This window comes from Curtobacterium sp. MCLR17_036 (assembly GCF_003234445.2).
GTDB lineage: Bacteria > Actinomycetota > Actinomycetes > Actinomycetales > Microbacteriaceae > Curtobacterium.
This window is the reverse complement of sequence record NZ_CP126269.1, coordinates 245326-262916: the sequence shown is the minus strand read 5'-3', so window position 1 is coordinate 262916 and position 17591 is coordinate 245326. Positions and strand designations below refer to the sequence as shown.

Annotated in this window: 22 protein-coding genes; 7 read left to right on the top strand and 15 right to left on the bottom strand. The window is 73.6% G+C overall.

The window, feature by feature from the left end:
- Positions 1 to 4 precede the first annotated feature (4 nt).
- Positions 5 to 994 (bottom strand): uridine-preferring nucleoside hydrolase UriH, encoded by a 990-nt coding sequence (uriH, locus tag DEI99_RS01330; protein ID WP_111041669.1) that lies wholly within the window; start codon positions 992 to 994, stop codon positions 5 to 7.
- A gap of 164 nt (positions 995 to 1158) precedes the next feature.
- Here uriH and DEI99_RS01325 point away from each other — a divergent pair, with 164 nt between their 5' ends.
- Positions 1159 to 2157 carry a LacI family DNA-binding transcriptional regulator gene (locus tag DEI99_RS01325; protein ID WP_258369375.1) on the top strand — a complete coding sequence of 333 codons (999 nt, stop codon included), beginning with the start codon at positions 1159 to 1161 and terminating at the stop codon, positions 2155 to 2157.
- Positions 2158 to 2668: 511 nt separating this feature from the next.
- Here DEI99_RS01325 and DEI99_RS01320 read toward each other — a convergent pair.
- From DEI99_RS01320 to DEI99_RS01280, 9 genes are all read right to left on the bottom strand, one after another.
- A complete protein-coding gene (locus tag DEI99_RS01320) occupies positions 2669 to 4345 on the bottom strand; it encodes an MDR family MFS transporter (RefSeq protein WP_111041670.1) in 1677 nt (558 codons plus the stop codon).
- Positions 4342 to 4962, bottom strand: coding sequence for a TetR/AcrR family transcriptional regulator (locus DEI99_RS01315; protein ID WP_258369376.1), 621 nt, complete (start codon positions 4960 to 4962; stop codon positions 4342 to 4344). The genes DEI99_RS01320 and DEI99_RS01315 overlap by 4 nt, the downstream gene beginning before the upstream one ends.
- Before the next feature lie 50 nt (positions 4963 to 5012).
- Positions 5013 to 5495, bottom strand: coding sequence for a GNAT family N-acetyltransferase (locus DEI99_RS01310; protein WP_258369378.1), 483 nt, complete (start codon positions 5493 to 5495; stop codon positions 5013 to 5015).
- A gap of 119 nt (positions 5496 to 5614) precedes the next feature.
- On the bottom strand, positions 5615 to 6304 hold the full coding sequence (locus tag DEI99_RS01305) for an HAD family hydrolase (RefSeq protein ID WP_111041671.1): 690 nt from the start codon (positions 6302 to 6304) through the stop codon (positions 5615 to 5617).
- 55 nt (positions 6305 to 6359) lie between these two features.
- A complete protein-coding gene (locus tag DEI99_RS01300; RefSeq protein ID WP_111041672.1) occupies positions 6360 to 7001 on the bottom strand; it encodes an MBL fold metallo-hydrolase in 642 nt (213 codons plus the stop codon).
- A gap of 57 nt (positions 7002 to 7058) precedes the next feature.
- Positions 7059 to 7484: a MarR family winged helix-turn-helix transcriptional regulator gene (locus DEI99_RS01295; protein WP_111041673.1), complete on the bottom strand. Its 426-nt coding sequence runs from the start codon at positions 7482 to 7484 to the stop codon at positions 7059 to 7061.
- Between the two features lie 77 nt (positions 7485 to 7561).
- Positions 7562 to 8134: a DUF3618 domain-containing protein gene (locus DEI99_RS01290; protein WP_111041674.1), complete on the bottom strand. Its 573-nt coding sequence runs from the start codon at positions 8132 to 8134 to the stop codon at positions 7562 to 7564.
- Complete coding sequence (locus DEI99_RS01285) at positions 8131 to 8574, bottom strand: phage holin family protein (RefSeq protein WP_071254181.1); 444 nt, start codon at positions 8572 to 8574, stop codon at positions 8131 to 8133. The genes DEI99_RS01290 and DEI99_RS01285 overlap by 4 nt, the downstream gene beginning before the upstream one ends.
- Complete coding sequence (locus DEI99_RS01280) at positions 8571 to 9389, bottom strand: hypothetical protein (RefSeq protein ID WP_111041675.1); 819 nt, start codon at positions 9387 to 9389, stop codon at positions 8571 to 8573. The genes DEI99_RS01285 and DEI99_RS01280 overlap by 4 nt, the downstream gene beginning before the upstream one ends.
- Before the next feature lie 147 nt (positions 9390 to 9536).
- Here DEI99_RS01280 and DEI99_RS01275 point away from each other — a divergent pair, with 147 nt between their 5' ends.
- Together DEI99_RS01275 and DEI99_RS01270 are read left to right on the top strand one after the other, a co-directional pair.
- The gene (locus tag DEI99_RS01275; protein ID WP_111041676.1) at positions 9537 to 10292 is read left to right on the top strand and encodes a glycosyltransferase family 2 protein; all 756 of its coding nucleotides are present in this window, start codon (positions 9537 to 9539) and stop codon (positions 10290 to 10292) included.
- A 105-nt stretch (positions 10293 to 10397) separates the two neighbouring features.
- Positions 10398 to 11066 carry a hypothetical protein gene (locus DEI99_RS01270; RefSeq protein ID WP_181434426.1) on the top strand — a complete coding sequence of 223 codons (669 nt, stop codon included), beginning with the start codon at positions 10398 to 10400 and terminating at the stop codon, positions 11064 to 11066.
- Here the strand turns inward: DEI99_RS01270 and DEI99_RS01265 are convergent.
- A complete protein-coding gene (locus DEI99_RS01265; RefSeq protein ID WP_111041678.1) occupies positions 11063 to 11689 on the bottom strand; it encodes a helix-turn-helix domain-containing protein in 627 nt (208 codons plus the stop codon). The genes DEI99_RS01270 and DEI99_RS01265 overlap by 4 nt on opposite strands.
- A gap of 66 nt (positions 11690 to 11755) precedes the next feature.
- On the opposite strand from DEI99_RS01265, the gene DEI99_RS01260 reads away from it, so the two are divergent.
- Entirely contained in the window at positions 11756 to 12739 is a 984-nt protein-coding gene (locus tag DEI99_RS01260; protein ID WP_111041679.1) for an NAD(P)/FAD-dependent oxidoreductase, read from the top strand.
- On the opposite strand, the gene DEI99_RS01255 is transcribed toward DEI99_RS01260, so the two are convergent.
- The 3 genes from DEI99_RS01255 to DEI99_RS01245 form a co-directional block, all read right to left on the bottom strand.
- Positions 12724 to 13407, bottom strand: coding sequence for a pentapeptide repeat-containing protein (locus DEI99_RS01255; protein ID WP_111041680.1), 684 nt, complete (start codon positions 13405 to 13407; stop codon positions 12724 to 12726). The genes DEI99_RS01260 and DEI99_RS01255 overlap by 16 nt on opposite strands.
- Before the next feature lie 133 nt (positions 13408 to 13540).
- Positions 13541 to 13999 (bottom strand): DUF6314 family protein, encoded by a 459-nt coding sequence (locus DEI99_RS01250; protein ID WP_111041681.1) that lies wholly within the window; start codon positions 13997 to 13999, stop codon positions 13541 to 13543.
- A 56-nt stretch (positions 14000 to 14055) separates the two neighbouring features.
- Positions 14056 to 14646 carry a hypothetical protein gene (locus DEI99_RS01245; protein WP_146247106.1) on the bottom strand — a complete coding sequence of 197 codons (591 nt, stop codon included), beginning with the start codon at positions 14644 to 14646 and terminating at the stop codon, positions 14056 to 14058.
- Between the two features lie 376 nt (positions 14647 to 15022).
- Here DEI99_RS01245 and DEI99_RS01240 point away from each other — a divergent pair, with 376 nt between their 5' ends.
- Genes DEI99_RS01240 through DEI99_RS01230 form a run of 3 tightly spaced genes read left to right on the top strand, consistent with a single transcriptional unit; the run spans position 15023 to position 17300 of the window.
- Complete coding sequence (locus DEI99_RS01240; protein ID WP_284180912.1) at positions 15023 to 15343, top strand: hypothetical protein; 321 nt, start codon at positions 15023 to 15025, stop codon at positions 15341 to 15343.
- Entirely contained in the window at positions 15340 to 16059 is a 720-nt protein-coding gene (locus DEI99_RS01235; RefSeq protein WP_111042051.1) for a response regulator transcription factor, read from the top strand. Before DEI99_RS01240 ends, DEI99_RS01235 begins: the two co-directional genes overlap by 4 nt.
- Positions 16056 to 17300 carry a sensor histidine kinase gene (locus DEI99_RS01230; protein WP_111042050.1) on the top strand — a complete coding sequence of 415 codons (1245 nt, stop codon included), beginning with the start codon at positions 16056 to 16058 and terminating at the stop codon, positions 17298 to 17300. Before DEI99_RS01235 ends, DEI99_RS01230 begins: the two co-directional genes overlap by 4 nt.
- 103 nt (positions 17301 to 17403) lie before the next feature.
- Here the strand turns inward: DEI99_RS01230 and DEI99_RS01225 are convergent, their stop codons facing one another.
- The gene (locus DEI99_RS01225; RefSeq protein ID WP_181434470.1) at positions 17404 to 17541 is read right to left on the bottom strand and encodes a hypothetical protein; all 138 of its coding nucleotides are present in this window, start codon (positions 17539 to 17541) and stop codon (positions 17404 to 17406) included.
- Positions 17542 to 17591: the final 50 nt, after the last annotated feature.

The following is a 17591-nucleotide window of genomic DNA, read 5'->3' as shown; positions in this document are numbered from 1 at the left end:
GTGCTCAGATCTCCGTCGTGGTGGTGGCGGCGCGGGGCGTCCAGCCGGTGTCGGGGGTCTCGCCGATGCGCTCGAGAGCGTCGACGACCAGGTCCCAGAAGCGGCCGTGGTCGAGCTCCATGGCGGCGCTCGTGCGGCAGCCCTCGGGCGCGGGCGCGCGGAAGTCGGCGACGGTCATGCCGAGCGTCAGCGCGCCCTGGGTCTCGATGCGGATCGGCACCTTCACCGCACGGACGATCGTCGGGTCGATGACGTACGCGACGGCGCAGGGGTCGTGCACCGGCGGGGCGTCGAAGCCCTGCGCGTCCTTGTACGTCTGGCCGAAGAAGTCGAGCAGCTCACCGACGAACGCGGCGGGACCGGTGCCGACGGCGGCGATGCGGGCAGCGACCTCGGGGGTGGCGAGCGCCTGGTGGGTCAGGTCGAGGCCGACCATGACGACGTCCCAGCCGGCCTCGAACACGATGGCGGCGGCCTCGGGGTCGATGACGATGTTGAACTCGGCGACGGGGCTCCAGTTGCCGACGTGCACCCCGCCGCCCATGAGCACGACCTGCTTGACGCGCTCGACGATGCGGGGTTCCTTGCGGACGGCGAGGGCGATGTTCGTCAGGCCGGCGGTCGGCACGATGGTGACGGTGCCGGGCTCGTGGGCCATGACCGTGTCGATGATGAGGTCGACCGCGTGCCGCTCGTCGAGGCCGAACGCCGGCTCCGGCAGCACCGGGCCGTCGAGGCCGCTCTCGCCGTGGATCTCCGGCGCGACCTCGACCTCGCGCAGCAGCGGCCGCGCGGAACCGGCGGCGAAGGGCACCCCGGTGATGCCGGCGATGCGGGCGACCGCCAGGGCGTTGCGGGTGACCTTCTCGAGGGTCTGGTTGCCGACGACCGTGGTGACGGCGAGCAGCTCGACGTCCGGGTTGCCGTGCGCGAGCAGCATCGCGACGGCGTCGTCGTGGCCGGGGTCGCAGTCGAGGATGATCTTCGAAGGCACGCGGGGCGCTCCACTTCTTCGGGGAATCGAGGGGGTGAGTGCTCGGCGCGGTGGGGATCCGCAGGGCGACAGCGCGTCGCACCGCAGCGCGTCAAGCGTTTGACATGGAAGCACGTCAAGCGTTTGACGTCAAGTCGTCGAGGCTGCCTCGGTAGCATCGGCACGTGCCCCACTCCGCCGCCCCGGCCCGTCGCGTGACCGCGGCGATGGTGGCCGAGCGCGCGGGCACGAGCATCGCCACCGTGTCGCTCGTGGTGAACGGCAAGGACCGCGGACGCGTCTCGGCGCCCATCGCCACGCGGGTCCGCGACGCCGTCGACGAACTCGGCTACGTCGTCGACCACGCCGCGAGCTCCCTGGCACGAGGCAGCGGCGACCTCGTCGTGCTCATCGCCCCCGACCTGTCGAACCCGTTCTTCGCCGAGGTCATCCGCGGCGTCCGCGACACCCTCGGCGACCGGTTCCAGCTCGTGCTCTCCGTCACCGAGCCGGGTGCACAGCCCGTCGCCGCCGACGTCCGCCGCTTCGAACGGCTCCGACCCGCCGGGATCCTGGTCGACGCCCCCGCCGCCGGGGAGTCGATGACGGCGAGCGTCCCCGTCGTGCTGCTCGACGCCCCCGGTGGTGTCGAGGCCGTCAACTACGACCTCTCCACCGGCGTGCACGACCTCGTCGCGCACCTGCACGCCCTGGGGCACCGCCGGGTCGGCTACCTCGACGGCACCTCGCGCGCGACGACGTTCGGCGTCCGCCGCGACCTGTTCGAGCAGGCCTGCACCGACGCCGGCATCGCCGTCTCCGAGGTCACCGCCCGCGCCGACCTCACCGTGGACGCAGCAGCCGCGGCGACCGAGCACGTCATCGAGGCCTGGCAGGACGACGACGTCACCGCGGTCGTCGCGGCGGCCGACACCCTCGCCTACGGGGTGCTGCGGGTCGCCGGCTCGCTCGGCATCGCCGTCCCCGGGGCCCTGGCGGTCGCCGGCTTCGACGACCTGCCGTCGTCTTCGGTCACCGCCCCGGCCCTGACGAGCGTGGCGCTGCCCGGTGCCGACCTCGGCCGTGCGGCGGCGGTCCGGCTCCTCGCGACGCTCGACGGCACGGCCGCCGAGCCCGCAGCGCTGCCGACGCGCCTGGTCCGCCGCGCGAGCACGGGGGCGTAGGCGGTCCGCGCCGGGCGGGCGCGGTCATGCAGCGCACGGGCCGGTCCGGTCCTGTCCGGGCCGGGCCGGGCCGGGAGAGCGACACACCTCGCCGCAGCGGACTGGTCCCCATCGCGGAAGCGACAGTTTGCCGCGGATGTTCCGCGGCGAAGTGTCGCTTTCGCGGACCCGCAACCTCGCAACCTTCGAGCCTGCGGCCCCACCACCCAGCAGGCCAGCGGGAGGGTCTCCTCCGCGGAAGCGACACTCCTCGCCGTAGCGCGATGGTTCCCATCGCGAGAGCGACAGTCCGCCGCGAACAATCCGCGGCGAAGTGTCGCTTTCGCGGACGGGCGGGCCTGCGTACCCATCCACTGACGGACGGGAGGCACGGCGCCAGCTGGCACCGTGCCTCCCGTCCGAAGGTGGCCACGACCACCTCGCGAAAGAGACAGTTCACCGCGAACGTTCCGCGGCGGACTGTCGCTTTCGCGAGACCGGCCCGGCCCGGCCCGGACCGGCCCGGCCCGGCCTACTGCTGCGCGCGGTCCGCGGGCTCGACCGGCTGCGCCTGCTCGGACCGGGCGGCACGCTGGGCGCGCTCGAGCTCGTCGGCCTCGTCGCCGCCGACGGCCTCGCCGCGGGCGACCATGCCGGCCGTGTCGGACAACTTGATCTGCGGCAGGAACAGGGCGAGCAGGAACGCCACGGCGATGAACGGCAGCAGGTACCAGAACACCGGGGCCAGCGAGTCGGCGTAGGCGTTCACGATGCCGTCCTGCACCGCCTCGGGCAGCTTCGCGACGGTCGCCGGGTCGATGCTGCCCGCCGACGACGCCGCGTCGGTGGCGGAGCCGCCGGCACCGCGGAACACGTCGGTGAGCGACGTCGTGAGCCGCGCCGTGAAGAGCGCGCCGAAGACGGCGGTGCCGAGCGAGGCACCGACCTCGCGGAAGTAGTTGTTCGTCGACGTCGCGGTGCCGACCTGCGACGCGGGCACGGCGTTCTGCGCGACGAGCACGACCACCTGCATGATCAGGCCGAGGCCGGCGCCGAAGACGAACAGGTACGCGCAGATGAGCCAGATCGGGGTGTCCGCGGCGAGCTGGGTCATCGCGAGCATGGCCATCGCGACCAGGACCGTGCCGACGATCGGGAACATCCGGTAGCGGCCGGTCTTCGTGATGAGGACACCGGACGCGATCGAGGTGCCGATGAGTCCGGCCATCATCGGCAGCATCAGCAGGCCGGAGACCGCGGCCGAGGTGCCCGACGCCATCTGCAGGAACGTCGGGACGAAGCCGATCGCGGCGAACATGCCGATGCCGAGCACCAGGCCGATGCCGGTGGCGAGCAGGAAGGTGCGGTTGCGGAAGAACGACAGCGGCAGGACCGGGTCCTCCACCCGCGACTCGACGAGCACGAGGAGCGCCGCCGACACGACGAGGCCGGCGAACCAGGCCCAGGTCTCGGGGGCGTCCCAGCCGTGGTCCCGGCTGCCGCCGAACTCCGAGAAGAAGACCAGGCAGGTGGTGGCGGCGGACATGAAGAGCACGCCGAGCACGTCGATGCGCTTCGTCGCCTTCTTGTTCGGCAGGGTCAGCGCGAACCAGGCGACGAAGAACGCCGCGATGCCGACCGGGATGTTGATGTAGAACGCCCAGTTCCAGGTGAGGTGGTCGACGAAGAACCCACCGAGCAGCGGGCCACCGATCGCGGACAGGCCGAAGATCGCGCCGAGCGGGCCGAGGTACTTGCCGCGCTGCGAGGCGGGCACGATGTCCGCGATGATCGCCTGCGACAGGATCATCAGCCCGCCGCCGCCGAGGCCCTGCATCGCGCGGAACACGACGAGCTGCGTGAAGTCCGTGGCGAACGCACACCCGGCCGACGCGATGGTGAACAGCGCGATGGCGATGAGGAACAGGTTGCGGCGACCGAGGACGTCGCCGAACTTGCCGTAGACGGGCATCACGATGGTGGAGGCGAGCAGGTACCCGGTGGTCAGCCAGGCCTGGTGGGCGACGCCGCCGAGCTCGCCGACGATGGTGGGCATCGCCGTCGAGACGATGGTCTGGTCGAGGCTGGAGAGCAGCATCCCCGCGATGAGTGCGGAGAAGATGATCCAGATCCGGCGCTGCGTGAGGAGCAGCGGCCCGTCGGTGCCTGGGCGGGCACGCTTGGTCGTGCCCGGCGCGGTGGCGCTCATGCGGTGTGGTCCTGTCCGGTCGTGATGGCCGCCCTCATGAGGCGGAGGTTCTCGGTGAGCAGTGCGTCGAACGTCGGCCCGGTGGTCTCGTCGAAGGCGTCGTCGAAGTACGTCTCCGCCGTCACCTTCGCGAGCGCCGCGGCCGCCTCGGTCACCAGGCGCGCGCGGCGGTCGGCCGGGTCGTCCCAGCCGAACCGGGTGCGGACCGCCGCGGTGATGCGGCCGAGCTGCACGTCGGTGGCGGACAGGAACCGCGCGACGAGCGCGGGCTCCCGTTCGAAGACGCCGCGGACGAGGACCTCGTCCGCGCGGTCGATGCCGACGCGTCGCAGCTGGTCGACCGCGAGCGCGACGATCGAGTCGAGCGGGTCGAGGTCGCCGGGGACGATCCCGCCGGCGGCGTAGGCCTCGATCGCCTCGACGTCGGCGTTGATCTCGATGCCGAGCACGGCGTCGTCCTTCGACGCGAAGTGGTTGAAGAACGTGCGACGCGACACCCCGACGGTCTGGCAGAGCTGCTCGATCGTGAACCCGTGCAGCCCGTGCTCGACGGTCGCCCGACGCGCTTCGACGATCATGCGTCGGCGCAGCGCGTGGGTACGTTCGGTGGTGCTCACCGAGCAAGAATTGCACTCTGTTGCTGAGAGTGCAATGTGGAGTTCGTGCCCTACAGCGCCTTCTCGAAGCAGAACGACCACGGCATGGTCGCCGCGTAGGGCTCGTAGACTTCGATCTGGTGCCAACCCGTCTTGCGGTACAGCGCGACGGCGTCCGGCTGCTTGTCACCCGTCTGCAGGATGAGCCGCGGGGCGCCGAGCTCGCGACCGACCCGCTCGCACTCGTCGAGCAGCGCCGTCGCGGCACCCTTGCCCCGCGCAGCCGCCAGCACGATGAGGCGCTTCAGTTCGACCTCGTCACCCAGACGCCGGACGGCGATGTGCCCGACCGGCTCACCGGACTCGTCCACGGCCAGGATCGACGTGACGACGGTCGACGGGTCGACGCTCAGCGCACGGCTCCGCTCGGCGGTGACGGCCGGGTCCTCACCGGCGTTCGACGAGCCGTAGCGCTCGTGCATCTCGTCGTCCATCCGGGCGCGGAGTTCCACGCTGCGGGGGTCGTCCCAGGACACGCGTTCGATCGTGATCACGAACGTCGATCCTGGCACGAGCGACCGACGGCGCGGAAACCGAGGCGCCCGACGGGCGCGACCAGCGCCGCCCGGCAGGCGCGACCGGCACCGCCCGCGGGCGCGACCGGCACCGCCCGTCAGGCGCGCTGACCGAGTGCCGCGATCGGGCCCTCGCCGGCGCGGAACGCCGCGAGCACCGCCGCCGCGTCGTCGCACACCTCGGCCGCTCCGGCACCGCGGAGCTCGTCACCGCCGATGCCGCCGGTCATCACGCCGACGCACCGTACCCCCACCTTGCCGGCGGACTCGACGTCCCACATGGCGTCCCCGACCATCACGGCGTCGTCGGCGGAGACCCCGGCCTTGTCGAGCGCGACCCGGATGATGCCGGGGTCCGGCTTCGCCTGCTCGACGTCCTCGGAGCTGGTCTCGGCGGTGACCCACTCACCCGCGTCGAGCAGTTCGCGCAGGCGGGCGAGTTCGTGCTCGGGCGCACTGGTCGCCAGGACCACGGCGTGCCCGGCCTCGGCGACGGCCTGCAGCAGTTCGCGCGCACCCGGCAACAGCCGGAGCCGTGGCATCTGCTCGGCGTAGTACGCCGTGTGGAACTGCTTCGCGGTGTCGCGGGTCTGCTGGGACGCGTCCGGCAGCAGCGTCTCGAGCAGCTTCGCCGAGTCCATCCCGATCGCGCGGTGGATCCGCCAGGCGTCGACGGACTCCCCCGCCGCCAGGAACGCTCGCCACCACGCGTCGATGTGCGCGTAGTTCGAGTCGGCGAGGGTGCCGTCGATGTCGAAGAGGACTGCTGTCGTGGGTGCGTCGGCCATCCGTCCATGCTGCTCGGGAGGCCCGGATCGCCTCACAGGGGCGGCCGGCGGCCCGTCAGACGGTGATCGTCTCCCCCACGGGCAGGATGCGGACCGGTACCGGCCCGAGACCGTCCGGGCCGAGGAACCGCGTGGTCGACTGCTGGCCGAGGTCGCTCAGCATCGCCTCGTGGATCTGCACGGCCCGCTCGGGGGCGACGGCGCGGACGTAGTCGACTGCCTCGGCCGTGTTCGTCCACGGCCCGCTCGTCGGTACGAGCAGGGTGGGCACGGGCACGCCGGGCTGCAGGTACGCGTCACCGGGGTGGAAGACGGCGTCGTCGACCAGGTAGCCGACGTTGGCGGTCGAGGGGATGTCGGGGTGGATGACCGCGTGCTGCTCGCCGAAGACCCGCACGGAGAACGGCCCGACGGCGATCGTGTCCCCGGCGTGCACCGCGACGACGCGGCCGTGGTGCTCCCCGAGCTGCTCGACGACGGTCTGCGGTCCGCGGACCACGAGCTCCGCGTTCGCCGCCAGCCCCGCGCGCAGGGCGTCGAGGTCGAGGTGGTCGGGGTGGTCGTGTGTGACGAGCACGCCCGCGGCCGCGCGGACGAGGTCGGCGGCCTCGGGCGTGAAGACGCCCGGATCGATGACGAGGGTGACGCCGTCCCGTTCGAGGACGACCGTGGCGTGGGTGTACTTCGTCAGCTCCATGCGGCCAACTGTACAACAGTGTTGTACTTGTTGCACGGGGTCGACCTGCGGGTCCGCTCAGTCGGCCCGGCGCGCCAGCCGCTCGAACAGCTCGGGCAGGCGGGCCAGCAGGGCACGTTCCTCGTCGTCGGTCTCGGCCCGGATGGCCCCGGCCAACCAGTCGGCACGGGCCTCCATCTCCTGCTGCAGCACCGCACGCCCCCCGTCGGAGAGGCGGATGACCGAGACCCGCCGGTCGGCGTCCGAGACGGCGCGTTCGACGTGCCCGCGGGCCGCCAGCTCCCCGACGGTGCGCGACTGGCCCTGGTGCTTCACCCCGCGGAACCGGGCGAGCTCCGCGATCGTCAGCGGCCCCTCGCGCAGCAGGAGCCCGAGCGTCGCGGTGTGCGCCGCCGGCAGGGCGTCGGCCTCCCGCCGCGCGGCGCGCACGAGGCGACCGACGGACTGCCGGAGCTCCGCGGCGAGCTCGTCGATCGGGTCCATGCCGGAACGCTACCGCGCGACGGACGGGAGGCCCGTGGCTGGGTCGCCACGGGCCTCCCGTCCGTCTCCTCGTCGCGTCAGCTGTTGCGGACGTCGTCCGCAGCCCCCTGCGCGTGGTCCTGCACGTCGGACGCGGCACCCTGCGCCTCGCCCTTGACGGTCTGCGCGGCGTCCTGCGCGGTCCCCTTGAGGTCCTGCGCGTGCTCCTTCGCCGCGTCGCCGAGCTGCGACCCGACGTCCTTCGCCTGCTCCTTGACGTCGTCGACGAGCGGTGCCGCCTTCTCCTTGAGGTCACCGGCGAGGGCTTCCTCCTTGTCCGTCGTCGGCAGGAGCGACGACACGAGCCAGCCGGCGCCGAACGCGATGAGGCCGACGGCCAAGGGGTTGCCCTTCGCCTTCTCGACGCCCTTGTGCGCGACGTCCTTCGCCTGGTCGGAGGCGCCCGTGGCGGATCCGGAGGCGCTCGAGCGGGCCGAGTGGGCCGCGCCCATCACGGACTCGCGGACGTCCTGGAACCGGCCCTTGACCTTCTCCGTCTGGCGGTGGGCGATGGACGACGGGCTGACCTTGTCGGCGAGGGCGTCGACGTCGGAGCCGAGTTCGCCGCGGGTGCGCTCGATGTCGGCGCGGATCTCGTCTGGGGTGCTCATGGCTTCCTCCCGGTGGTGGGCTTGAGGGTGTCGGGGACTTCCTTGACGGTCTCGACCGTCTGCGGGACGCCCCGGATCTCCTTGATCTCCTTGCGCCCACGGAGGGCGAGGACGGCGGCGACGATCGCGTAGACCACCGCGATGATCAGGGCGGACCAGGCGTTGCCGACCAGGTGTCCGAGTCCCCACCACGCGGCGATGGACAGGAACAGCAGGGCGAACAGGGCGGTCAGGCCGGCGCCGCCGAACATGCCGCCCGCCTTGCCCGCCTTCTTCGCGGAGTCGGTCAGCTCGGCCTTGGCGAGCGCGACCTCCTGCCGGAACAGCGTGGAGAGGTCGCGGGACACGTCGGACAGCAGCGACCCGAGCGGCGTGGTCGCGGCACGCTCCTCGGGGGTCGGTTCCCCGAGGGGTGTCGCGCCGGGGGCGGAGTGGCTCATGCGGTGCCCCCCGGCCCGGTGGTGCCGTCGCCGGCCTCCTTCTCGTGCTTCGCCTCGGTCGCGAGCGCCTTGGCCAGACGGCCGGCCAGCAGGCCGGCGCCCGCGGCGATCGCGATGAAGGTGCCGGGTCGCTTGGCGGCGAAGGTCTTCACCTCGTCGAGCAGCGAGCCCGGGTCGCGGTCCTCGAGGAACCCGGCGACGGAGTTCGCGCGGCCCGAGAGGTCGCGGACGACCTTCGAGGCGACGCCCTGCTCGTCGTCGTTCTCGGCCATGCGCCCGAGCTGCTCACCGAGGCTGCGGAGCCCACCGGCAGCGCGCTGCTGCTGGTCGGCGGCCTGGTCCTTGAGCGTGCTGCTCGCCTGCGCGTACAGCTGCTTGGCGTGGTCGGTCGCCTCCGAGGCGACGTTCGACGCCTGCTCCTTGACGGTGCCGGCCACGTCGGCGGCCTTCTCCTTCGCGTCGCCGGCGACGTCCTGCGCGGCACTCTTCGCCGCGTCGGCCTTGCCGGAGCCGCTGCCGGCGTCGTGCCCCGACGTGCCGCCGGTGCCGACGGCGCCGCTCGCGGCGGTCGGCGTGGCCGGCAGCTGCTCGTCGGCGGGGATCGCGTCGAGCGGGGCGTCGAACGGCACCTCGGTGGCGTCCTCGCCGTACGGGTCGTACGTCAGCGGCGTCGACGGGTCCGCGGGTCGCGCAGCGGGCGTGTCGCTCGCCCAGGACGGCACGGTCACGCCGGGCGCGACCTCGTGCCCTTCGGCGGCTGCGGTGCGGTCGTGGATCGGGGTCCCGGAGTCGTTCCCGGGTGGGTTCGTGGTCATGGTCGGCCTTCCGGTTGTGGTCGTCGTCGGCGTGCACCGGCGGCGTGTCGTGACCGAACGTGCGCGCTCGCCTCTGGGCATGCACGCAGGAACGCCACGGAACGCGGCCCGACCGCCCGCACAGCGACCGCTCGACAGGATGGTGGGATGCCCAGCGTCTCGGTCGTCATCCCCGTGCGCGACGACGCCGCGCACCTGCGCCGGTGCCTCGACGCCCTCGCGCTGCAGACCGTCCCTGCTGACGAGATCGTGGTGGTCGACAACGGCAGCACCGACGAGAGCGCGTCGGTGGCGTCCGCCGCCGGGGCCGTCGTGGTCTCCGAACCCGTCCGCGGCATCGCCCGGGCGTCGGCACGCGGCTACGACCGGGCGACGGGTGACGTGCTCGTCCGGCTGGACGCCGACTCCGTCCCGCCGGCCACCTGGATCGCCGACGCGCTCCGGCTGCTCGCCGACCCCGCCGTGGTCGCGGTGACCGGGCCGGGGCGTCCGCACGACGGCAGTCCGCTCGTCGTCCGGCTCTGGGACGCGGTCTACATGCGGCCGTACTTCACGCTCATGTGGGCCGCGCTCGGCCGTCCGCCGTTGTTCGGGTCGGCGATGGCGCTGCGCCGCTGGACCTGGCGGGCCGTGCGGTCCCGCGCGCACCGCGAGGACGCCGAGGTCCACGACGACGTCGACCTGAGCATGCAGCTCGACCCGGCCTGGCGGGTGGTGGCCGACCACGCGCTGACGGTGGGGGTGTCCGCACGACCGTTCTCGGGCCTCCCGTCCGCCCTGCTGCGGACGCGCCGCGCCTTCCACACGTTCCACGTGAACGGCCGACGGGCGAACCCGGTCCGCCGGTGGGCACGGCGCGTGCGCTCCGCGTGGCGGGGGCGCCGTGCCTGGCGCCGCCCCTGACACACCACCGGGCAGGCGCCACCGGCCCGGCCGGCCCAGGATCGGATCGGATCGGTACCGTCGTGAGCGATGGTCACGACCGGACGTGACCGGACGAGGGGAACCATGCGCGACACGACGCGGACCACACGCACGACGCTCACCGTCACGGCACTGCTCGCGGCGGGCCTCGCGCTCGCCGGGTGCGCCGCCGACGGCGGGACGGACCCGGCCGGCGCCGCAGCGACCACCCCGGGCACCGGCACCGCCGCCCCGACGTCGGGCGGCAGCAGCACCCCCCGCCCGACCTCGACGATCACGCAGGTCCCCGGCGTCGACTTCGACGGCGGCTCGGTGCCGGACAGCTGCACCGACCTCGTCACGCCGGGCAGGTGGGACGACTCGTTCGCGAAGGCGCCGCTGAACGACCCGTCCGTGGTCGGTGACCCGATCGCGATCCCGAAGAGCGCCTTCACCCCGGTGCTGCAGCCCGACGGCAAGCGGCTCTACTGCGTGTGGCGGGAACCGCAGGCCGACATCTCGTACCTGTCGATCGCGGTGGACGTCGTCGACTCGGCCACCGCGAGCGACGAGCTGCAGGCGCTCACGGCGAAGGGCTACGACTGCGGCAACGAGGCCGAGGGGTTGCTGTGCCAGAAGGTGTCGGAGAACGAGCAGTACCCCGTCACCGACGGCGACACGTACTTCACCCGGGGTGACATCGGCATCCACATCCAGCAGTCGAACATCGAGACGACCGACCTGCTCGAGGACGTCACGGCGCACGTGTTCTAGGGCGTCGGCGTCCGCTCACGGGTCGGGCGGGAGCGCACGTGCGCCCGCTCGCCCTGCGGCCCGAACAGGCAGAGCACCTCGGTGACGGCGTCGGTGACGTTGCCGACCCAGTGCGGCGTGTGGGTGTCGAACTCGACGACCTCACCGGGCCCGAGGTCGATGTCCTGCTCGCCGAGCAACAGCCGCAGGCGACCCGACAGCACGTAGATCCACTCGTAGCCCTCGTGCGTCTTGAGCGACGGCTCACCGCCGGGCGAGTGCGGCTGGAACAGCTGCTTGTACGACCGCACGCCGCCGGTCCGACGGGTCAGGGGCACGACGACGCGGCCACCGATCACCTCGGGCTTCATGTGCACGCGGGGATCGCCGGTCGGCGGAGCGCCGACCAGGTCGTCGAGCGGCACCTGGTACGCCCGGGCGAGCGGCAGCAGCAGCTCGAGCGTCGGTCGCCGCTGCCCGGCCTCGAGCCGCGACAGGGTGCTCACCGAGATGCCGGTCTGCTCCGACAGCGCGGCGAGCGTCACGGCGCGGTGCGCGCGCAACGCGCGGAGCCGGGGCCCCACCCCGTCGACGACCTCGGTCGTCGTGCGCGTGGTCGTCCGGTCCTGCTGACGGTGCTCCATGCCGCCATGTTGCCACACCGGCAACAGACGTTGCCGCCGCACGGACCCGGCGCCGATGATCGACCCATGCCTGATCAGTACGACGTCATCGTCATCGGCGGCGCGGCCGCCGGCCTCTCCGCCGCCCTCGTCCTCGGACGCTCCCGCCGGTCCGTGCTCGTGGTCGACTCCGGCGAGCCCCGCAACGCCCCGGCGGCCGGCGCCCACAACTACCTCGGCCGCGAGGGCGTCGCCCCCGCGGAGCTCGGCCGCCTCGGGCGGGACGAGGTCGCCGCCTACGGCGTCCAGGTCACGGCCGGGAGGATCGTGGCCGCGTCCGCCACGACCCTCGCCGGCGCCGACCCGGTCGGCTTCTCGGTCACGCTCGACTCCGGCGCGACCGTCACCGCCCGCAGGCTGGTCGTCGCCTCCGGCGCCGTCGACGTCCTGCCGCAGGTCCCCGGGCTCGCGGAACAGTGGGGGCGCGGCGTCGTGCACTGCCCGTTCTGCCACGGGTGGGAAATCCGCGACCAGCGCATCGGGGTCTTGGTCACGACGCCGACCGGAGCGCACCACGTGCAGATGTTCCGGGCGCTGAGCGACCGGGTGACCGCGTTCGTGACCGATCCTGCGCTCCTGGACGGGACCGCCAGGGCCGGCCTGGCCGCCCGTGGCGTCGACGTGGTGGACGGCCCGGTCGCCGAGGTGCTCTCCGAGGGCGAGCGTCTGACCGGGGTGCGCCTCGGGGACGGTTCCGTCGTCGCGCTCGACGCGCTCGCCACGGCCAGCCGGCCCGAGGCGCGGGTGGCGTTCCTGTCCGGCCTCGGCCTGACGGCCTCCGAGCAGTTCATGGGCGACTTCTCGTACGCGACGGCGCTGACCGTCGACGCCGTGGGGCAGACCCCGGTGCGGGGCGTGTACGCGGCCGGCAACGTGACGACCCCGATGGCGACGCTGATCGCCTCGGCCGCCGCCGGCACCCAGACCGGCGCAGCGGTGCACGGCGACCTCGTGCAGGCCGACCTGGCCGCGGCGCTGGCGACCGCTGCCGCGGCTCAGTCGACGCGGTAGCCCGCCTGCGCCGCCAGGAGCGGGGCGAGCGTGTACAGCTGGTCGGTGCCGATCGTCGCACCGCGGAAGCCCTCGAGCCGCTCCACCCGGTCGAGGTCGGCACCGCGCAGGTCCACGTGCTCGATCCGGGCGTTCGACCCCTCGGCGTCGCGGATGCTGCTGCCCTCGAACGAGACCCGCAGCAGCTTCGCGTCGGCGATGTCGAGCTCGTCGACGACGCAGTCGCGGAACACGACGTCGGTGAGCGTCGAGCCGCGCAGGTTCACGAAGCCGAACTTCACCCCGACGAACTCGACCCCGTTCAGCCCCGTGTCGTACAGCTCCGCCGAGCCGACCCGGCCGCCGGAGACCCGGACCTCGCGCCAGGAACTGCTCGACGCGCGGAGCACGGGCGCGTCGAGGGTGTCGACGAGCGAGTCGTGGATCCGCAGGCCGCGCAGGTCGGCGTCCCCGGCGCGGAGCGTGTCGACGACGCACTCCTCGATCTCCAGGTCGGGCAACCGCTCGCCGGACAGGTCGAGCACGTCGATGCGCTTGCCCTCGATCCGGTCCCCGCTCAACACGTCACCGGGGCCGGGCGCCCGGTCCTGCAGGTCCGCGGGTTCGGTCAGGGTGATGCGCGGGGCGTCGGTGCCGCCGGTGCCGCCGGTGCGTGGTGATCGTGCCATGCACCCAGTGTGGTGGCTCGGGGTCCGGCGCGGGGCTCGGGGTCACGCTCGGGCTCGGGGTCCGGCGCGGGGCTCGCGCTCGGGCTCGCGCTCGGGCTCGGGCTCGGGCTCGGGCTCGGGCTCGGGCTCGGGGTCACGCTCGGGTGAGCACGCTGTCCAGCCGGTAGTCCTTCGCCGGGCCGCGCGCCTGCCACCGGACGGTCCAGCGGTCCCGGTCGCCCGCGAAGGCACCGGTGTAGTCGTCCGGGGCGCAGGCGTGGGCGACGCTCGTGCCCCAGACCCAGTCGTGGAACACCCGCCCGTCGGCGAAGTGCACGGTCCAGCCGGCGGGGCCGGGGGCGGCCCCGGGCCCGGCACCGGGGCCGGCATCCGGGGCGGCGTCCTCGCTGCCCCGGCGGACCACGAGGGTCCGCGAGACCGGTGCCGTGCGCCCGGCGAAGACCATCACCCCGGTCTCGTCCCACCGCACCTCGTCGGGTCCGACGAGCGTCAGCGTCGTGGTGCCGGTGACGGTGCCGCGAGCCCCCGCGAGCCGGTCGTGCACGGTCCGGCGGAGGTCCCACGTCCCCGTCAGGTCGGTCGGCAGCAGCATCCGCTCACGACCCCTTCCGCATGGTGGTCGAGCGTACCGCGACGCCTCGGCCGGGATCACCGGAAGGCGTGCACCGTCCCCGGGGTCACGGCGTGCGGCGAGAGCTGGACGAGGCGGTAGGCCGTGCCCTCGTCGTAGGTGAGCACGACCGTGTGGCGCTTCCACAGGTACGGGTAGGCGGTCGTCCGCGGGCGGTTGGCGCTGAACTCGGAGATCACCGCGCTCCGGACGATCTTGCGACCGTGCACGTCGTACAGGGCGACCTCGTCCGGCGAGCTGGCCGTCGCCATCGCGCACGTCGAGTCCACGAGGTACTGCTTGCCGCCGTCGCCGCGCAGGTCGCCCGACGCGGTGACGATCGACTGCACGTCGTCACCGCAGATCTGCAGACCGGGGTGCTCCGCGGCGGCGACGGCGGCCGTCAGGCCGGGCACCGAGTCGGTGTCGCGGTAGCGGTCCTGCCGTCCGGGGCGCGGGGGCTGACCGGCGGGGAACGTCACGGTCGCCGAGGGCGACGCGGCGACCGAGGTGGCGGTGGCGCGCTCGGCGGCCGAGGCCTGCGCGGGGGTGCCCGCACCGGCGCAGCCGGTGAGCGCGAGGGCCGCCGCGGCGACGGCGAGGATCGAGATGGAGGTCTTCATGGTCACGGTCTTCCCTTCAGGTGTGCGGGCTGGCACCCGCTCCGAACGACGCTGACGCTACGGAGCGGTCGTCTCCGACCGGTGTCACACCATCGTGGCCCGCGGCGTCCGGGACACCGCGATCCGCGTCGGTCCGTGCGAGCATCTGTGACGGAACTGACACATCCCTGCCCCGTGCGGGACACCGACGAGACGGAGGCTCGGAGCATGCAGCGCCCAGTACCCTGGCGGGGCCTCGGCATCACCGCCGCGGTCGCCGTGACCGCCGCGGTGGCCATCGCCTCCGTCACCGCCATGTCGACCCCCCTGCCGCACGACGCCCTCCCCCGCCGCCACGGTCGACGTCGGCAGCGCGTACTACGCCGGGTGCGGGGAACAGGCCGTGGCCCAGCCCGCGGCGATCCCGATCTGGTGTCAGTCGTCGGACCAGCGCCTCGAGAACCTGGCGTGGTCGTCGTGGGGCGGCCGGCAGGCGCTCGCCACGGGGTTGCTGACCGACAACGCCTGCGACTGCTCGACCGGCACGACGCGCGCGTACCCGGTCGCCGTCCGCTTCGACGACCCGACCGCCGTCGGCGAGGTCCGGCGGTACGAGCGGCTCAGCATCACCTTCCCCGGCCACCGACCGGCGTGGGCGAGCCGCGCGACCATGCACTTCATCTGGGGCGACCTCGGCTTCCTGAGCGACCAGGAGCGGGCATGACCGGCCCCACCCACGGCTCGGTGCGCGTGACCGGTCCCGCGCACGCTTCGGAGCCGGCGCCGCTGGTCCTGCTCGCCGAGGACGACGACGACGTCCGCGAGACCACGGAGCTCCTGCTCCTGCGTCGTGGCTGGCGGGTCACCGCGACGGTCGACGGCGTCGCGGCGCTCGAGGCCGTCGACGTCGAGGTCCCCGACGTCGCCGTGCTCGACGTGGCGATGCCCCGGCTCAACGGACTCGACCTGACCGCCCGGCTCACCGCGCTCGGCATCCCAGTCGTCCTGCTGACCGCCCGCAGCCTGCCGCTCGACGAGGTCACCGGCCTCGCCGCGGGGGCGGACGACTACGTCACGAAGCCCTTCGACGCCGACGTCCTATCCGCACGGCTGCGGGCCGTGCTGCGTCGACGGCTCGGGCCGCCGCAGGAGGTGCTGGCGATCGGCGACGTCCGGGTCGACGTCCGCGCCCGACGGGTCGAACGCCGAGGGGTGCCGGTGCCGTTGACCTCGGTCGAATTCCGGGTGCTCGAGGCCCTGCTCCGGAACCGGGGCGCCGTGCTCAGCAGGGAGCAGGTGATCGCGATGGCGTGGGACAGCACGTGGCAGGACCCGCGGATCGTCGACACGAACGTGCAGCGGCTCCGACGCAAGCTCGGGCCGGGGGTGGTCGAGACCGTCCGCGGCTTCGGCTACCGCGTCGACCGGGACCCGTCGTGAGCTGGACGTCCGACACCGGTGGCCACCGGCGCCTCGGCGACGCCGACCGCACCCCGTGGTGGCGCTCGCTCCGGTTCCGCACGGCGGCGGCCATGACGGTGCTCGCCACGACGCTCGTGGTCGGGGCCGGCGCGGTGTTCGCGCACACCGCGATCGACGACGCCACCGGTCAGCTCCGGCAGCAGGCGCTCACCCAGCTCGACGAGATGATCGCGACGCAGGCGTTCGGCGGGGCCCTGCCGCCGGAGTCCACGGACGACCCGGCGGTGCTGCCCGCAGCGCTCCGGGCCTCGCTCGACGGCGGCACCGCCGTGACCTACGACGACGGCCGCTGGATGTGGGCGGCGCGCGACCAGGCGTCGGGCGTGATCGCCACCCGTGTGGACAACACCCCGTTGCAGACGCAGTGGGCCAACCTGCAGCACACCTTCGTCCTCGCGGCCGTGGTTGCGGCGGCGATCGCGGCGGTCGGCTCGTGGTTGGCCGCCGGACGGCTCACCGCACGGCTCCGGCGCGCGGCGCGGACCGTCGACGAGACCGTCGCCGGACGGACCCCGGCCGAGGTCCGGGGCGACGACGAGGTGGCGGTGCTCTCCCGCGGGCTCGCCGACACCGCGGCGGCGCTGGCCCGGAGCCTCGACCACGAACGCGCCATCAGCGCCGAGGTGGCGCACGACCTGCGGACACCGGTCACGGCGCTGGTCGGGGCCGCCGAGCTGTTGCCGGACGGGCCCGACACGGCGCGGGTCCGCCGGATCACGACGCGGCTCCGGCAGCTGCTCGACGACCTGCTCGACCTGTCCCGCGCGGCGCACGAGGCCGGCGAGGGGCGGGCGGTCGCAGCCGACCTCGGCCGCACCGTGCAGGACCTGGTCGAGGACGAGGGGCTCGGGGAGCGTGTCGAGCTCCGCACCGCCGACGCGGGGCGGGTCGTCGTCGACCCCGGCCACCTGCGCCGGGTGCTCACCAACCTCGTGGCGAACGCCGAGCGGCACGGTGCGGGGCCGGTCGCCGTCGAGGTGCGCGGGCACGCCGTGGCCGTGCAGGACTCGGGACCGGGCTTCCCGCCCGAGGTCCTCCGCGACGGCCCGCGACGCTTCGGTGCCCTGGGCTCGCACGGCGGGTCGGGGATCGGGTTGGCGATCGTGCTGCAGCACCTGGCGGCCTCGGGCGCGGTGCTCCGGCTCGAGAACACCGACCGGGGCGCCCGGGCGACGGTCGAGCTCCGCCCGGCGGACTGACGGGCGGACGGCTCGGCGAGCCTGCGGGCTGGCGCGCGGGCGAGCTGGTGGGTCAGTGGGCCACCGGCCGGCCGACGGTCGCGCGGGCGCCCCCGTCGTGCGCTCAGGGCAGCCAGAGCGCCGCGATGCCGATGATCGCCACGAACGTGACGACGATGGCGACCTCGAGCCCGAGCACGACGAGGTCGTCCTGCTGTGGCACGTCGTCGTCGTGAGTGGAGGATCGCGTCGAGGTCTGCATGCCCGCGACCGTAGGCACCGGATGTCTCAGCACTGCGACAGTCCGACGAC